Here is a 15,601-nt window from a genome sequence, read left to right as displayed (position 1 = left end):
AATACCAATGAATTTAATTAACGCCGATACGTGCGATCTCTTCAACATTCCCTTTTTTCAATTCGCCCAAATGAAGAAATTTTGCCCGCAGGACATTCCTCGTATTAAGGCCGATTACAAGGCCCATTGGGATACGTGGAAAGCCACGATTTTACAGGTTGCCGCCGAGTTAGGTGCGCCATTTGCCAAGCCGCATATTGAAAGTTGGACGAACGGTTGGCAAGTGCGCGGGCATTTCTTTGCCTATTTCAAATATGAATATAACCTCAATTCCGCGGCGATTTTGTCGGTGTTGTTAAATCGCCGTCGTTTATCCGTAAGTTTGGATTGGCATTGTTATCGTGCCGATCGGTCGCAAATTAACGTGCAACAATATAACCAATGGTTGGAAAATTTTGATTTTGCGCGTTTTGCCGAGCTGGATATTTGGCGAGGTGATGAAAGTGAATACGATGATTTCCGTAAAGTCAGTGAACTCACGCAACAGGATTTAACGTTGCGTTCGGACGACGATTTTTGGTGTATTGGACGAAACGCGGAAAAAACCGAGTTGGATAAGCTGGATGCCACCCAATTTATTGCGGAGAGTATTCGTGGCTTATTGCCGTTATATGAGACTTGCCATCAGGTTAAGCCGTAAAAAATATCCGAAATTCCCACCGCACTTTCTGTTATTTTTCCCTATTTTACGCTATTCTATGCCGTATTTTCTAAGCTAAAACCCGCTATAAAGTGCGGTCTATTTTTAAGGTGATTTTTTTATGCAAGAACAATATCGTCCTGATTTACTTGAACCGGAAGTGCAAAAATTCTGGCAGGACAATAAAACTTTTAAAGCAGTACAAGATAACAACAAAGAAAAATACTATTGTCTTTCAATGTTCCCTTATCCATCAGGCCGTTTGCATATGGGACATGTGCGTAATTACACCATCGGCGATGTGGTTTCCCGTTATCAACGAATGAAAGGAAAAAATGTGTTGCAACCTTTTGGTTGGGATGCTTTCGGTTTGCCGGCAGAAGGGGCGGCAGTGAAAAATAACACCGCTCCGGCTAAGTGGACGTATGAAAATATTGCCTATATGAAGAAACAACTTCAACTTTTAGGCTTTGGTTTCGACTGGGATCGTGAAATCGCTACGTGTAAACCGGAATATTATAAATGGGAACAATGGTTTTTCACGGAGCTTTATAAAAAAGGCTTAGTCTATAAAAAAACCTCTACTGTGAACTGGTGTCCAAATGATGAAACGGTGTTGGCGAACGAACAGGTGCACGAAGGTTGCTGCTGGCGTTGTGATACCCCAGTGGAACAAAAAGAAATTCCGCAATGGTTTATTAAAATCACTGATTACGCTGAGCAGTTGCTAAATTGCTTAGATGATTTACCACAATGGCCGGATCAAGTAAAAACTATGCAACGCAACTGGATCGGCCGTTCCGAAGGGGTAGAAATCACTTTTGATATTAAAGATACCAATGAAAAATTAGCGGTTTATACCACCCGTCCGGACACGTTCTACGGCGTGAGTTATGTAGCGGTGGCGGCTGCTCATCCACTGGCAACACTTGCGGCGCAAAATAATCCTGAATTAGCAGAGTTCATTCAAGAAGCGAAAAACACTAAAGTTGCGGAAGCGGACATTGCCACCATGGAGAAAAAAGGCATGCCGACGGGGCTTTATGCCATTCATCCGTTAACCGGTGAACAAGTACCGGTGTGGGTGGCGAACTTTGTGTTAATGCACTATGGTACCGGCGCGGTGATGGCAGTACCGGCGCACGATCAACGTGATTTTGAATTCGCGCAAAAATATCATTTACCGATTAAACAGGTTATCGAACCGATTAACGGCGAAGCGATCGATTTAACCAAACAAGCTTTTACCGAACATGGCAAACTGGTTCATTCCGGCGAATTTGATGGCTTGGCATTTGACGCCGCGTTTAATGGCATTGCCAATAAATTGGAGTCCATGGACAAAGGCAAACGCCAAGTAAATTATCGCTTACGCGACTGGGGTGTTTCCCGTCAACGTTATTGGGGTGCACCAATTCCTATGCTAACCTTGGAAAACGGCGATGTGGTGCCGGTGCCAATGGAAGATTTGCCGATTATTCTGCCGGAAGACGTGGTGATGAACGGTGTGAACAGCCCGATTAAAGCGGATCCTGAATGGGCGAAAACCACATATCAAGGCAAACCGGCATCAAAAGAAACCGATACCTTCGATACTTTCATGGAATCTTCTTGGTACTACGCCCGCTATACTTGCCCGCAATATCAACAAGGCATGTTAAACAGCGAAGAGGCGAACTATTGGCTACCGGTGGATCAATATATCGGCGGTATCGAGCATGCGACCATGCACTTATTGTATTTCCGCTTCTTCCATAAATTATTGCGTGATGCAGGCTTGGTAAATAGCGATGAACCGGCCAATAAATTATTGTGTCAAGGCATGGTGTTAGCGGATGCTTTCTATTACACCAGCCCGACTAATGAACGTATTTGGGTCTCTCCGACTAAAGTCACATTGGAACGTGATGAAAAAGGTCGTATCGTGAAAGCTGTGGATGATGAAGGCCATGAATTGGTACACACCGGCATGACTAAAATGTCAAAATCCAAAAACAACGGTATTGACCCGCAAGAAATGGTGGAAAAATACGGCGCGGACACCGTACGTTTATTTATGATGTTCGCCTCCCCTGCAGAAATGACGTTGGAATGGCAGGAGTCCGGTGTTGAAGGGGCAAAACGTTTCTTGGCTCGGGTGTGGAATTTGGTGTTTGAATACAACAAAAATCCGACAAAAACAGCTGTAAATCCGACCGCACTTTCAGACTCACAAAAAGCCTTGCGCCGCGATGTGCACAAAACTATTGCGAAAGTAAGCGATGACATCGGTCGTCGCCAAACGTTCAATACCGCCATCGCTGCGGTCATGGAATTAATGAACAAATTGACCCGTGCGCCGTTGGATGACGAGCAAGATCGCGCCATTATGGCGGAAGCGCTGAGCGCGGTAGTCAGAATGTTATATCCAATTACGCCGCATATTTGTTTCCGTTTGTGGCACGAATTAGGCAATCAAGATGTCATTGATTTTGCCCCATGGGTAGAAGCCGATGAGCAGGCCATGGTGGACGATGAAAAACTGATTGTGGTGCAAGTCAACGGCAAAGTGCGTGGCAAGGTCACCGTGGCGGCAGATGCTGATGAAGATACGGTGAAAACCATGGCCTTCGCCGATGAGAATGTAAAACGCTTCCTCGACGGTATGCAAGTGGTGAAAGTGATTTATGTAGCTGGTAAATTGCTCAATGTTGTGGTGAAACCACAGTAATTTAATGAAGAAAATGACCGCACTTTGGTGTAAAAGTGCGGTCGGTTTTTAAGGTGAATTTTATGCTAAAACCCATCAAAACCTTATTGTTGACCGCCGGTGTGTTGGCGCTTTCCGCGTGTGGATTTCATTTCCAAAACGGCGAACTGATTCCTCAAGAATTACAAACGTTAAAATTGGAAAGTAGCGATCCTTATAGCGATATGACGTTATCCATGCGTCGTCAGTTACAGCTCAATAACGTGAATTTAGTGGAAGACAAGGCCGATGTTCCGGTGTTGCGTTTAAATAAAATTTCGAGCAGAGATCAAGTGGTATCGATTTTTAAACAAGGCCGTGAGGCGGAAAAACAACTGATTTTGGAGGTGGAAGCCAGCGTGAAATTACCAAATAAAGACAGTTTCCCTATCAGTACCAAAGTCAGTCGCACATTCTTCGACAACTCCCGTGCGGCATTGTCAAAATCAGCAGAAAAAGACGTGATTTGGCAAGATATGCGTGAGCAGGCTGCGCGTCAGTTAATTAACAAAATGGTTGCCTTACAGCACCAAATCCAAGCGAAATAATGAATCGTTTATTTCCTGAGCAGCTTACCCATTCGTTAGAGCGCAAATTAGCTGCGCTCTATTTTTTAGTGGGGGAAGATCCTTTATTAATTGAAGAAAGTCTGGATGCCATTCAACAAGCGGCAATGAAAGCGCTATTTGATGAAAAAATAGGGCTGGAGATTAACGCCTCCACTGATTGGAATGACTTGTTCGAGCGGGTGCAATCTATGGGCTTATTTTTCAATAAGCAGATTATCGTATTAGATTTACCTGAAAATTTGACCGCACTTTTACAAAACAAACTATCAGAGTTTATCTCTTTACTGACGCCTGATGTGTTGCCGGTGTTTCGTTTTGCTAAGTTGACCAAAGCCATGGAAAAACAAGCATGGTTTGTGGCGGCTAATCAATATGAACCGCAAGCTGTCGTCATTAATTGCCAAATACCAAGTGCGGAACAACTGCCTCGCTGGGTGGTTAATCGGGCAAAATTGTTGGGGTTAAGTATTGAGCAGGAAGCGGTGCAGTTGCTTTGTTATAGTTATGAAAATAATCTGTTGGCACTCAAACAAACGCTGCAATTACTGGATTTATTATATCCTGATCGTAAATTGACCTTTGCTCGTGTTAATAGTGTGGTGGAGCAGTCTTCGGTGTTTACCCCGTTTCAATGGGTGGATGCCATACTGGCAGGGAAAGCAAGTCGTGCTTGTCGGATTTTAAATGGTTTAAAAGAGGAAGATGTTCAGCCGATTGTTTTATTACGCACTTTGCAGCGGGATTTAATGACATTATTGGAGCTTAGCAAACCGGAGCAATCTACCAAACTTGATGAACCATTGCCGACCGCACAACTGCGCGAACACTTTGATCGTCTTAAAGTGTGGCAAAATCGCCGTCCGTTATTTAGCCAAATCATACAACGTTTAACCTATCGTAAACTCTATCTTTTTTTTCAGGAACTCGCCGATGTAGAACGCTGCGCCAAGCAGGAATTTAACGATGATATTTGGCAACAACTGGAAGCGTTGACTATTGAGTTTTGTGCTACCTCATAATGCCTAATGGTTATTATTTTTTCTCTTTTATCGCTAAAATTCGTATAATAGACCGTCGCCTGACTTGAGGCGATATTTTCAAACCATTATGGAGAAAAAAATGAAAAAACTATTAGTTGCAGTATTATTATCCGGTTTTGCAATGTCCGCATCTGCAGGCTTATCTAAAAGCTGCGAAGCATATTTTGCTGAAATCGATTCTTTTGTGAGTGCAGCACCTGCAGCACAACAAGCGATGTTGAAACAACAATATGACGCAAGCAAACAACAATTATCTGCTTTGCCAGAAGCTGCACAAGAGCAAGCTTGCTCCCAAGCAACTGAACAATTAAAACAAGTTAAAGCGGCAATGGGCAAATAATCCAGCTTTTTGTTTTTTTTCAAAGACCCGACATGTGTTGGGTCTTTTTTATGGGCGAGAGTTAGGATTCGGCTAATAAACGTTGAATGAGTTTGGCATTTGCCGGTGGAAATTGTCCCGCATCCAATTCATTTTGCGGTAGCCAAAAACCTGCCTGACCTTCCCGCCCAAAGGGTTCGCCCACCCATTCGTTAACCAAATAAAAATAGAATGAAATCACTTTTGTCGGGTATTCAAATTCAAAGCGTTCAAATAAACTTGCCTGTAATACCATAATGCCGATTTCTTCTTCCAATTCGCGTTTTAGCGCCTGTTCGGGCGTTTCATGTTTATCGACTTTACCGCCCGGAAATTCTAAGGATTGCGCGAAATCTTGCCCTTCCAAACGTTGGGTTAAGTAAAGTTGTCCGAATTCATTACGAATAATCCCTGCTGCGACCTGTACAAGCGGTTTCTTCATTTTGTGTCCTTTTAGCGACGTTGAATAGCAAAAGTGCGGTCGAAAAACGAATTATTTTCTGACCGCACTTAGGTTACCTCGGATTAGTGTTTGGCACGACTGCCGTGGCAATGTTTATATTTCTTGCCTGAACCGCATGGACAAGGCTCGTTACGGCCGATCTTATGATGCCCTTCCGTATTGCTTTGATTGCCCTGAGATTCCTCATTATTATATTGCATGGTAGCGGCTTCCCGTTGCGCCAACTCCTGACGGATTCTTTCCGCTTCTTCCATTTCCTCTTGGGTGCGGACTTGAACACGGCTTAAGGTGGTAATCACGCTTAATTTCAAGGCATCCAACATTTCTGTGAACATTTGGAAGGATTCTTTTTTGTATTCCTGTTTCGGATCTTTTTGTGCATAACCGCGTAAATGAATACCACGACGTAAGTGATCCATTGCGGATAAATGTTCTTTCCAGAGTTCGTCCAAGGTTTGCAACATCACGCCTTTTTCGAAATTACGCATGGTTTGCGCACCGGCCAGTTCTTCTTTACGTTTATATTCATCAGTTGCCGATTGAATAATGCGTTCACGTAAGGTTTCTTCATGCAGATGATTGTCTTCATCCAACCATTTGGTAATTGGCAAATCTAACGCAAAATCTTGTCTTAAGCGTTGTTCTAATCCCGGTACATCCCATTGTTCTTCAAGAGATTGCGGCGGAATATATTGATCGATAATGCTGTTGAATACGTCTTGACGAATGACTTCGATAGTGTCTGAAATATCATCGTTTTCCAATAATTCATTACGTTGTTCGTAAATGGCATGACGTTGATCATTCGCCACATCATCGAATTCAAGCAAGCTCTTACGACCATCAAAGTTATGGGCTTCCACTTTCGCTTGGGCGGAGGCAATCACTTTGGCCAATAATTTGGATTCCATGGCCTCACCGGGTTGGCTGAAGGCTTTGCGCATCATATTTAATTTGCCTTCGTTGAGGTAAATACGCATTAAAGCATCGTCTAAAGACAAATAGAAGCGGGACGAACCCGGGTCACCTTGACGGCCGGAACGACCGCGCAATTGGTTATCGATACGACGGGACTCGTGGCGTTCGGTACCGATAATGTGCAAGCCACCGGCTTGTTTCACAATATCATGACGTTCTTGCCATGCCGCTTTGATGGCATCAATTTGTTCCTGTGTCGGATTTTCTAATTTATCTATTTCCGCTTTCCAGTTGCCGCCCAACACAATGTCGGTACCACGGCCTGCCATGTTGGTGGCGATGGTAACGGCGCCCGGGTAGCCTGCGTTGGCCACAATTTCCGCTTCCTGTGCGTGGAATTTAGCGTTCAACACGTTGTGCTTGATACCGGCGCGCTCTAAGGCTTTAGAGAGTAGCTCGGATTTTTCAATGGAGATTGTCCCGACCAAAACAGGTTGGTTCCGTGCCACGCAATCTTTGATGTCGTCAATAATGGCGTTGAATTTGTATTCTTCCGTTTCAAACATCACATCGGTACGATCATCACGAATCATCGGACGGTTGGTTGGAATTACTACGGTTTCTAATCCGTAGATTTTTTGGAATTCAAAGGCCTCCGTATCCGCTGTACCGGTCATTCCCGCTAATTTTTCGTATAAACGGAAATAGTTTTGGTAAGTAATGGATGCCACGGTTTGGTTTTCGCTTTGAATACGCACGCCTTCTTTGGCTTCGATAGCTTGGTGTAAGCCGTCGGACCAGCGACGACCGGCCATCGTACGGCCGGTGTGTTCGTCCACAATGACGATTTCGCCGTCTTTTACAATGTAATCCACATCACGTTCAAATAAGGTATGGGCGCGCAATGCCGCCATCACGTGGTGTAACAAGGTAATTTTAGACGGTGAATAAAGGGATTCGGTGTCTTTCATGAAACCGTGTTGAATCAACCATTGCTCGCATTTTTCCTGACCACGTTCGGTTAAGTGCGCTTGTTTGGTTTTGAGATCTAAAGTGTAATCGCCGGTGCCCTGATATTCTTCGGTGTCTTCCTTATCTTGCTTAATCAGATTCGGAATGAGCTTATCAATGGCAATATAAAGCTCGGAACTGTCTTCCGCCTGACCGGAAATAATTAACGGCGTACGCGCTTCGTCGATTAAGATGGAGTCCACCTCATCCACCAACGCATAGTAAAGATCTTTTTGGAAACGTTCTTGCGGTGCGTGTGCCAAGTTGTCACGCAAATAGTCGAAACCCAACTCACTGTTGGTGGCATAAGTAATGTCTGCTGCGTAAGCTGCGCGTTTTTCTTCCGGTGACATGCCCGGCACATTGACACCGACAGTCATGCCTAAAAATTCAAATAACGGACGATTGGTTTCCGCATCGCGGCGGGCAAGGTAGTCATTCACGGTAACCACGTGCACCGCTTTACTCGGTAGAGCGTTTAAGTAACATGGCAAGGTGGCGGTTAAGGTTTTCCCTTCACCGGTACGCATCTCCGCAATACAACGACTGTTTAATACCATCCCGCCGACTAACTGTACGTCAAAGTGGCGCATACCAAGTACACGCTTACTGGCCTCACGTACCGTGGCAAAGGCTTCCGGAATTAGGCTTTCTAAGGTTTCGCCTTGCGCCAAACGCGCACGGAATTCTGCGGTTTTTGCTTTTAATTCATCATCACTCAAAGCTTCAAAGGTCGGTTCTAATTTATTGATTTTTGAGACGGTTTTATTTAAACGACGTAAGATACGATCATTACGACTACCAAAAATTTTGGTTGCAATAGTTCTAAGCATAATTTCTTCTTTTTAAAAACGGATAAAAGGGAATCGTTTAATATTCATTAAACGACGATAGCTATAAGGTTGTGAAATTAAATGAGCTCAGGGCCTGCGCGGATTGGCGCGTTAATGATGAAATACGAACGCACAAAGTGCGGTTCGTTTTTCGCAAGAATTTCAGCCTCAATCGGCGCATTTTGCGGTTGGAATTGCTGCTGTTGGGTTTGTTTGAGTAAGGAGACCGCGGTTAAAATCTGCGGCACATTTTGTTGTTGGGTGTTTTGATAATTTTCGTTAGCCACGTTTGCTTGGTATTGCCATTCCTGTGAGGCAGGTAAAGCAAAAATCGCAATCATACTGAGTAAGAGTTGCGACCAGAAACTGTGTTTGCTTTTATTTGAAATCATCATAACGGAATTGAATCTAAAAAATTGTCGGTATTGTAGCGGAAATTCGCTACAATGTCATAAATATTAGGGCGAAAAGGCGGAAAACAAGGCGATGCAATACAATCGGACAGTGAATATCAGCGAATTGTTACAAGATTCGGCACTCGCGAAAGTCATGCAAAAAGGCATTTGGTTGAATGAATTAAATCAGCAATTCAAGCGTCTTTTCCCGTCGCAATTTGAGGGATTGTATGGCATTGCGAATATCGACCAAACTACCTTGAGCATTGAAGTCGCCAATTCAGCTGTACGCCAAGGGCTACTTTTCAAACAGCAGGAATTGCTTAAATTAGTTCAACGACAACTGCCGCAAGTGACACAATTAAAGATTTACGTTAACCCGGAATTTAGCGCAAAACGTTAAAAGTGCGGTCATTTTTTGGGGCGTTTAGGGAGAACACATGAAAATAGGGAAGTTAGCTGACGCAGTAGGGTGTAGCGTAGAAGCCATTCGGTTTTACGAGCAAAAAGGACTGATGCCTCGACCGTCACGTTCCCTTGGGGGCTTTCGCTTATATAACGATGACCACTTGCAACGCTTATCTTTCATTTGTTATTGCCGATCGTTGGATATGTCCCTTGAGGAAATTAAATTACTGTTAAGTTTGGAAAGTGCGGGCGTTCAACAAAAAATCGAAATTAATGCTCTTATTGATCGTCATATTCAAGATATCGCCAAGCGAATCCACCATTTACAGCATTTGCGCATGAATCTGTTGCAATTGAAACAGCACTGCGGTGAAATCAACCCGCAACAAAGTTTGTTCCAAATTTTGCAACGCAGCCATGCCAAATTCAGACCGATAAAAACGTCGTAAAAAAACACCGCACTTTAGATTCAGGTTTAAAGTGCGGTGATTTTTCTCGGTGTTTTCCTTGTAGCTTTTTAGCCTTTTGCCAAAATACCTTTCAGGAATCGCGCGGTATGCGAGCCTTCCAGTTTAGCGACCTGCTCCGGCGTACCGGTGGCGATAATTTGTCCGCCGCCGCTACCGCCTTCCGGGCCGAGATCCACAATCCAATCGGCGGTTTTAATCACGTCTAAATTGTGCTCAATGACCACGATGGTATTACCCTGATCGCGCAAGCGGTGCAACACGGAAAGCAGTTGTTTGATGTCGACAAAATGTAGCCCGGTGGTGGGTTCATCCAGAATATACAGGGTTTTTCCCGTATCCCGTTTGGAGAGTTCCGTCGCCAATTTTACCCGTTGCGCCTCACCACCGGAGAGGGTGGTGGAGGATTGGCCCAAGCGAATGTAAGACAAGCCTACGTCCATTAGGGTTTGCAGTTTGCGTGCGATCATCGGAATCGCATCGAAAAATTCCCGCGCTTCTTCCACGGTCATATCCAACACTTGATGAATGGTTTTGCCTTTGTAGCGAATTTCTAAGGTTTCGCGGTTGTAGCGTTTGCCCTTACATTGGTCGCAAGGCACGTACACATCCGGCAGGAAGTGCATTTCCACTTTGATTACGCCGTCGCCCTGACAGGCTTCGCAACGTCCACCGCGTACGTTAAAACTGAAGCGTCCTGGGTTGTAGCCACGTGCTCGGGCTTCGGGTACGCCGGCGAACAGCTCACGAATCGGGGTGAACACGCCCGTGTAGGTTGCAGGGTTAGAGCGCGGTGTACGGCCAATCGGGCTTTGGTCAATATCAATAACTTTGTCGAAAAATTCTAAACCTTCGATAGATTTATACGGCGCTGCTTCGGCATTTTCCGCACGGTTTAACGCGTTTTGGGCAATCGGGAACAAGGTATCGTTAATCAACGTAGATTTACCCGAACCGGAGACGCCGGTGATACAGGTGAACAAGCCCACCGGAATTTCTAGGTTAACGTTTTTCAAATTGTTACCTGATGCGCCAAATAACTTGAGTGTTTTTTTCTTATCAAGTGCGGTGCGTTTTTTCGGTATTTCGATTTTTTCTGCGCCGGATAAAAACTTACCTGTAAGCGAGTTTGGATTTTGCATGATTTGTTGCGCTGTACCTTCGGCAATGACGTTGCCACCATGCACACCCGCGCCTGGGCCAATGTCGATAATGTGGTCGGCGCTTAAAATGGCATCTTCATCGTGTTCTACCACAATTACGGTGTTGCCGAGATTTCGTAAGTGAATCAAGGTATTGAGCAAGCGTTCGTTATCCCGTTGATGCAAACCAATGGACGGTTCGTCTAATACATACATCACACCGACCAAGCCTGCGCCGATTTGGCTGGCAAGGCGAATGCGTTGCGCTTCACCGCCTGAAAGAGTTTCAGCGGAGCGGGAAAGGGAAAGATAATTCAAGCCTACATTCACCAAAAATTGTAACCGCTCTTTAATTTCTTTCAGAATCTTCTCGGCGATTTGTGCTTTTTGCCCACTCAGTTGTAGCTCTCCAAAAAAGCTCAAAGCTTCCCCGATGCTTTTCTCCGATACATCAGGCAGATTGGTTTGCTCAATATAAACGTTGCGTGCTTCTGGGCGCAGACGCGAACCACCACAATCGGCACAAGGGCGATTGCTGATATGTTTCGCAAGTTCTTCCCGTACTGACATGGATTCCGTTTCTTTATAACGGCGCGTCATGTTGTTCAAAATGCCTTCGAATACATGGCGACGCAACACCACATCACCGCGATCGTTCATGTATTGGAATTCGATTTCTTCCTTGCCGGAACCGTGCAAAATAATCTGTTGAGTTTTTTTCGGCAGTTCTTCAAAAGGCGTTTCAATATCGAAATGGTAGTGTTTCGCCAATGACGTGAGCATTTGGTAATAATAGAAATTGCGACGATCCCAGCCTTTAATTGCGCCATTGGCAAGGGAAATACTCGGATTTTGTACTACGCGTTTTTCATCGAAATATTGTTGTACGCCCAAACCGTCACAAGTCGGGCACGCACCGGCGGGGTTATTAAAGGAGAAGAGACGAGGTTCCAGTTCCGGTATGGAATAGCCACAGTGCGGACAGGCAAAGTTGGCAGAGAACACCAATTCTTCCGCTTTCGGATCATCCATATACGCGACGACCGCCGTGCCGCCGGAAAGCTCGAGCGTGGTTTCAAAGGATTCCGCCAATCTTGTGGCTAAATCCGACCGCACTTTAAAGCGATCCACCACCACTTCAATGGTATGTTTTTTCTGTAATTCCAGTTTTGGCGGATCGGATAAATCACAAATCTCACCATCAATACGGGCGCGAATGTAACCTTGCGCGGCAATTTGTTGCAATAATTTAACGTGCTCACCTTTGCGCTCTTTTACCACCGGCGCCAACAACATCATTTTGCTTTCTTCAGGCAGAGAAAGCACTTTATCCACCATTTGGCTGATCGTTTGCGCTGTGAGTGGCACATTGTGATGAGGACAGCGCGGCTCGCCCACGCGAGCAAACAACAAGCGCAGGTAATCGTGAATTTCGGTAATGGTACCCACCGTTGAACGGGGGTTGTGCGAGGTGGATTTTTGCTCAATAGAAATGGCTGGTGAAAGCCCTTCAATATGGTCTACATCGGGTTTTTCCATTAATGACAAAAATTGACGCGCATAGGCGGACAAGGATTCCACATAACGGCGTTGCCCTTCCGCATACAGTGTGTCAAAAGCCAAAGAAGATTTGCCAGAGCCGGATAAGCCGGTGATTACAATCAGTTTATCGCGTGGAATGGTTAAGTTAATATTTTTCAGATTGTGGGTTCGCGCCCCACGAATATCGATGGTATCCATAATAGATTTTATAAATGAAAGAAGTATAAATTTGCGATAATTATCGCATATTCCTAAATAACTGTGCAAATATCCAGTTAATTTTGTTGAAGGCGTGGATTTATTCCGAATTTTCAGGCAGAATAGAGCAAATTTTTTTACAGCAAAATTGAATAAAGAAGAGGATATTATGGCTGGAGTAAATAAAGTCATTATTGTTGGTAACTTAGGTAACGATCCTGAAATTCGTACCATGCCGAACGGCGAAGCGGTTGCCAACATTACCGTTGCCACCAGTGAAAGCTGGAATGATAAAAACACCGGAGAACGTCGTGAAGTGACCGAATGGCACCGCATTGTGTTCTATCGTCGTCAGGCGGAAGTGGCGGGCGAATACCTGCGCAAAGGTTCTAAAGTTTATGTTGAAGGGCGTTTAAAAACCCGCAAATGGCAAGATCAAAACGGCCAAGATCGCTACACCACGGAAATTCAAGGCGATGTTTTACAAATGTTAGACAGCCGCTCTGACCGCCAATCTGGTGGTTATGCACCAGCCGCTCAACCAACTTATCCAAGCCAAGCACCAAGTGCGCCACGTGCAACACCGGCAAGCAAACCGGTAGCCGAAGCACCGATGGATAATTTTGATGATGATATTCCGTTCTAACGAATAAAGCACAAAAATGATAAAGGGTCTGATGTGATGTCAGACCCTTTATTTTTTGTTGTAGAGAATGAGGATATCTTCTTGCGCAAAAGTGCGGTCATTTTTCTGTGCGTTTTTCCAACTTGAATATCGCAAATTTTGACCGCACTTTTTTATCATAATAAGAAAATAGGGCATTTTAGGACGCAATTACTGGATACTACGACATTTCCAACGTAAGAGGGTTTTGGTAAGGCGTTTGCTCATTGATTAATCCTTAGGAAAACTGGCACAAGCGTGGACGCTTGCGCCATCGGAGCTAAAAAATACCAATTAAATAAGCAAAGGTCGTTTGAAACCATTTTCAGACGACCTCTTTTTTAATTTTGTAGTAAATCCAAAGAATATTTCATTGTTTCCTATTTGGAAAATATGTTGTTCATGAAGTGAGATTTATTGCTGAATAATTTATCCGTACAATCCGCCTCATTAGATATTGAGGAGAAAATGATGAAAAAAATGCCTGTATTGTTTGTTGGGCATGGTAGCCCGATGAATGTGTTGGATAAGGAAAATCCTTTCAACCAAAATCTTAGCCTAATCACACAAAAATTTGCCAAGCCAAAAGCGATCTTGATGATTTCGGCGCATTGGTACAGTAGCCGTTTGCAGGTGACATCGGGTGAGCATCCTGAAATAATTTACGATTTCTACGGTTTTCCTGAAGAACTCAGCCAAGTGCAATATCCGGCACCCGGTTCGCCTGAGTTGGCAGAACAAGTGTGGTCGTTATTACAACCGGAAAATGTCGAGCTGAATCCGACGCGTGGTTTTGATCATGGCGCATGGGCGGTGTTGAAGTTTCTGTATCCCGATGCGGATATTCCGGTAGTGCAACTCAGTCTTAACCGTTTGCAATCGGCGGAGTGGCATTTCAATTTAGCGAAAAAGTTGTCTGCTTTACGCGAACAAGGCGTGTTGATTATCGGCAGCGGCAACATTGTGCATAATCTAAGAGTGATAAGCTGGGAACATATAGATCAAATCGGTGCGGGTTATGATTGGGCGTATGCGTTCCGTGATCAAATTAATCACGCAATGACCACGCAAAATGACGAGGAATTGGTGCATTATGAGCAATTTGGTGAAAATGCGGCACTTTCTGTACCAACGCCTGATCATTATTTGCCGCTTTTGTATGTGGCGGCACTACGAGAGCCTGATGAAAAGGTGGAGTTTTTCAATGATAATTTGATTGCAGGCTCATTGAGTATGACTTCAATTTTAGTAGGATAAAAAGGCAAAATCACAGTGATTCAAAAATGCTTTCGAATCTGACCGCACTTTATTGTTCAAAAGGCCTAGGAATTTGATATAAAAGGCTATCTGACTTTTTCATGGCTATGGTGTGCAGTTTTGGGGATTATAGTCTTCCGCATCGGTATGAAAATATTGTGTTTACCCGGTATTTAGCGGTTTATTGAAAGAAAGTATATATGAAAAATCCCCTAAATATTCCGATTGGAGATTTAGGGGATTTTACAAAAGTCTAGAGTTTTTAGATTAGGTAATGTTTATTTTAACCCTTTTTTGAGCAAGTCTTCATAACCGCCATGGTTGGTGACATTAGTGTAGCCTGCTTTTTTCAGCTCGGTCAGAGCAACTTCTGCACGGCGACCGCTACGGCAATAAAGGTTGATCGGAGCATCTTTGTCCGGGCTAACCGCTTTGATACGTTCAACAATTTGGTCGTGCGGAATATTGATTGAATCTTGTAAATGGCCATCGTTAAATTCTTCGGCAGAACGTACATCAATCCAAATGCCTTTTGCTTTTTGCGCTTGAACTGCACTTTGTTCAGCCTTAGGCGTGGAGTCCGCAGAGACAGCTAAGGGCGCCGTAATGGCAGCAACGGAAAGGACAGCAGTTAATAATTTTTTCATTATTTAAATTCCTATTAGATAGTAATGAGTTTGAGGGTTGTATTCGATGAGTGGTTATATTACTCATAAACATGAAGATAATAAACTGTAAATTAAGCAAAAAGTGAGAAATCCTTTAAATTCTCGAAGTCTCCCAACGATGGCGCGCGTCTCCTAACGCGAGCCTAAAACATCAATTTCGTTTAATTCAGATTTTTACTATTTTCATGAATAACTTCAGTTTGTTGATTTTTAGTTAGATATAAGCACGCGTTAAGAAACGCGCGCTATCTAGGGGGTTTTTAAATTCACTAAAAATTGACCGCACTTGAGACCTAGATA

Annotated in this window: 14 protein-coding genes; 9 read left to right on the top strand and 5 right to left on the bottom strand. The window is 44.1% G+C overall.

Annotated features, from left to right (window positions below; all coding sequences use genetic code 11):
• Positions 1-7 precede the first annotated feature (7 nt).
• The 5 genes from DK428_RS03580 (at position 8) to DK428_RS03560 (ending at position 5,317) form a co-directional block, all read left to right on the top strand.
• Positions 8-640, top strand: coding sequence for a glucose-6-phosphate 1-dehydrogenase family protein (locus DK428_RS03580; protein WP_109064670.1), 633 nt, complete (start codon positions 8-10; stop codon positions 638-640).
• 121 nt (positions 641-761) lie between these two features.
• Positions 762-3,350, top strand: coding sequence for a leucine--tRNA ligase (gene leuS, locus DK428_RS03575; RefSeq protein WP_109064671.1), 2,589 nt, complete (start codon positions 762-764; stop codon positions 3,348-3,350).
• A gap of 62 nt (positions 3,351-3,412) precedes the next feature.
• On the top strand, positions 3,413-3,916 hold the full coding sequence (locus DK428_RS03570; RefSeq protein ID WP_109064672.1) for an LPS-assembly lipoprotein LptE: 504 nt from the start codon (positions 3,413-3,415) through the stop codon (positions 3,914-3,916).
• On the top strand, positions 3,916-4,956 hold the full coding sequence (gene holA, locus DK428_RS03565) for a DNA polymerase III subunit delta (protein ID WP_109064673.1): 1,041 nt from the start codon (positions 3,916-3,918) through the stop codon (positions 4,954-4,956). Before DK428_RS03570 ends, holA begins: the two co-directional genes overlap by 1 nt.
• A gap of 100 nt (positions 4,957-5,056) precedes the next feature.
• Complete coding sequence (locus tag DK428_RS03560; RefSeq protein WP_032998009.1) at positions 5,057-5,317, top strand: DUF5339 domain-containing protein; 261 nt, start codon at positions 5,057-5,059, stop codon at positions 5,315-5,317.
• A 61-nt stretch (positions 5,318-5,378) separates the two neighbouring features.
• Here DK428_RS03560 and mutT read toward each other — a convergent pair whose 3' ends face one another.
• The 3 genes from mutT to secM all read right to left on the bottom strand — a co-directional run bounded on the left by mutT (position 5,379) and on the right by secM (position 8,955).
• A complete protein-coding gene (gene mutT / locus DK428_RS03555) occupies positions 5,379-5,777 on the bottom strand; it encodes an 8-oxo-dGTP diphosphatase MutT (RefSeq protein ID WP_109064674.1) in 399 nt (132 codons plus the stop codon).
• 83 nt (positions 5,778-5,860) lie between these two features.
• The gene (secA, locus tag DK428_RS03550) at positions 5,861-8,560 is read right to left on the bottom strand and encodes a preprotein translocase subunit SecA (RefSeq protein ID WP_032995311.1); all 2,700 of its coding nucleotides are present in this window, start codon (positions 8,558-8,560) and stop codon (positions 5,861-5,863) included.
• A 77-nt stretch (positions 8,561-8,637) separates the two neighbouring features.
• The gene (gene secM, locus DK428_RS03545) at positions 8,638-8,955 is read right to left on the bottom strand and encodes a secA translation cis-regulator SecM (RefSeq protein ID WP_109064675.1); all 318 of its coding nucleotides are present in this window, start codon (positions 8,953-8,955) and stop codon (positions 8,638-8,640) included.
• A 91-nt stretch (positions 8,956-9,046) separates the two neighbouring features.
• Here secM and DK428_RS03540 point away from each other — a divergent pair, with 91 nt between their 5' ends.
• A complete protein-coding gene (locus DK428_RS03540; RefSeq protein WP_005701842.1) occupies positions 9,047-9,358 on the top strand; it encodes a DciA family protein in 312 nt (103 codons plus the stop codon).
• A 37-nt stretch (positions 9,359-9,395) separates the two neighbouring features.
• On the top strand, positions 9,396-9,812 hold the full coding sequence (locus DK428_RS03535) for a MerR family transcriptional regulator (protein ID WP_109064676.1): 417 nt from the start codon (positions 9,396-9,398) through the stop codon (positions 9,810-9,812).
• A gap of 68 nt (positions 9,813-9,880) precedes the next feature.
• On the opposite strand, the gene uvrA is transcribed toward DK428_RS03535, so the two are convergent.
• Positions 9,881-12,712 (bottom strand): excinuclease ABC subunit UvrA, encoded by a 2,832-nt coding sequence (uvrA, locus tag DK428_RS03530; protein ID WP_109064677.1) that lies wholly within the window; start codon positions 12,710-12,712, stop codon positions 9,881-9,883.
• A gap of 169 nt (positions 12,713-12,881) precedes the next feature.
• Here uvrA and DK428_RS03525 point away from each other — a divergent pair, with 169 nt between their 5' ends.
• Entirely contained in the window at positions 12,882-13,358 is a 477-nt protein-coding gene (locus tag DK428_RS03525; protein WP_109064678.1) for a single-stranded DNA-binding protein, read from the top strand.
• 489 nt (positions 13,359-13,847) lie between these two features.
• A complete protein-coding gene (gene ygiD, locus DK428_RS03520; RefSeq protein WP_109064679.1) occupies positions 13,848-14,633 on the top strand; it encodes a 4,5-DOPA-extradiol-dioxygenase in 786 nt (261 codons plus the stop codon).
• Positions 14,634-14,911: 278 nt separating this feature from the next.
• On the opposite strand, the gene DK428_RS03515 is transcribed toward ygiD, so the two are convergent.
• Positions 14,912-15,280: a rhodanese-like domain-containing protein gene (locus DK428_RS03515; protein ID WP_109064680.1), complete on the bottom strand. Its 369-nt coding sequence runs from the start codon at positions 15,278-15,280 to the stop codon at positions 14,912-14,914.
• Positions 15,281-15,601 lie beyond the last annotated feature (321 nt).

Source organism: Aggregatibacter kilianii, from assembly GCF_003130255.1.
GTDB classification, from domain to species: Bacteria; Pseudomonadota; Gammaproteobacteria; order Enterobacterales; family Pasteurellaceae; genus Aggregatibacter; species Aggregatibacter kilianii.
This window is presented reverse-complemented; position numbering and strand designations above follow the sequence as displayed.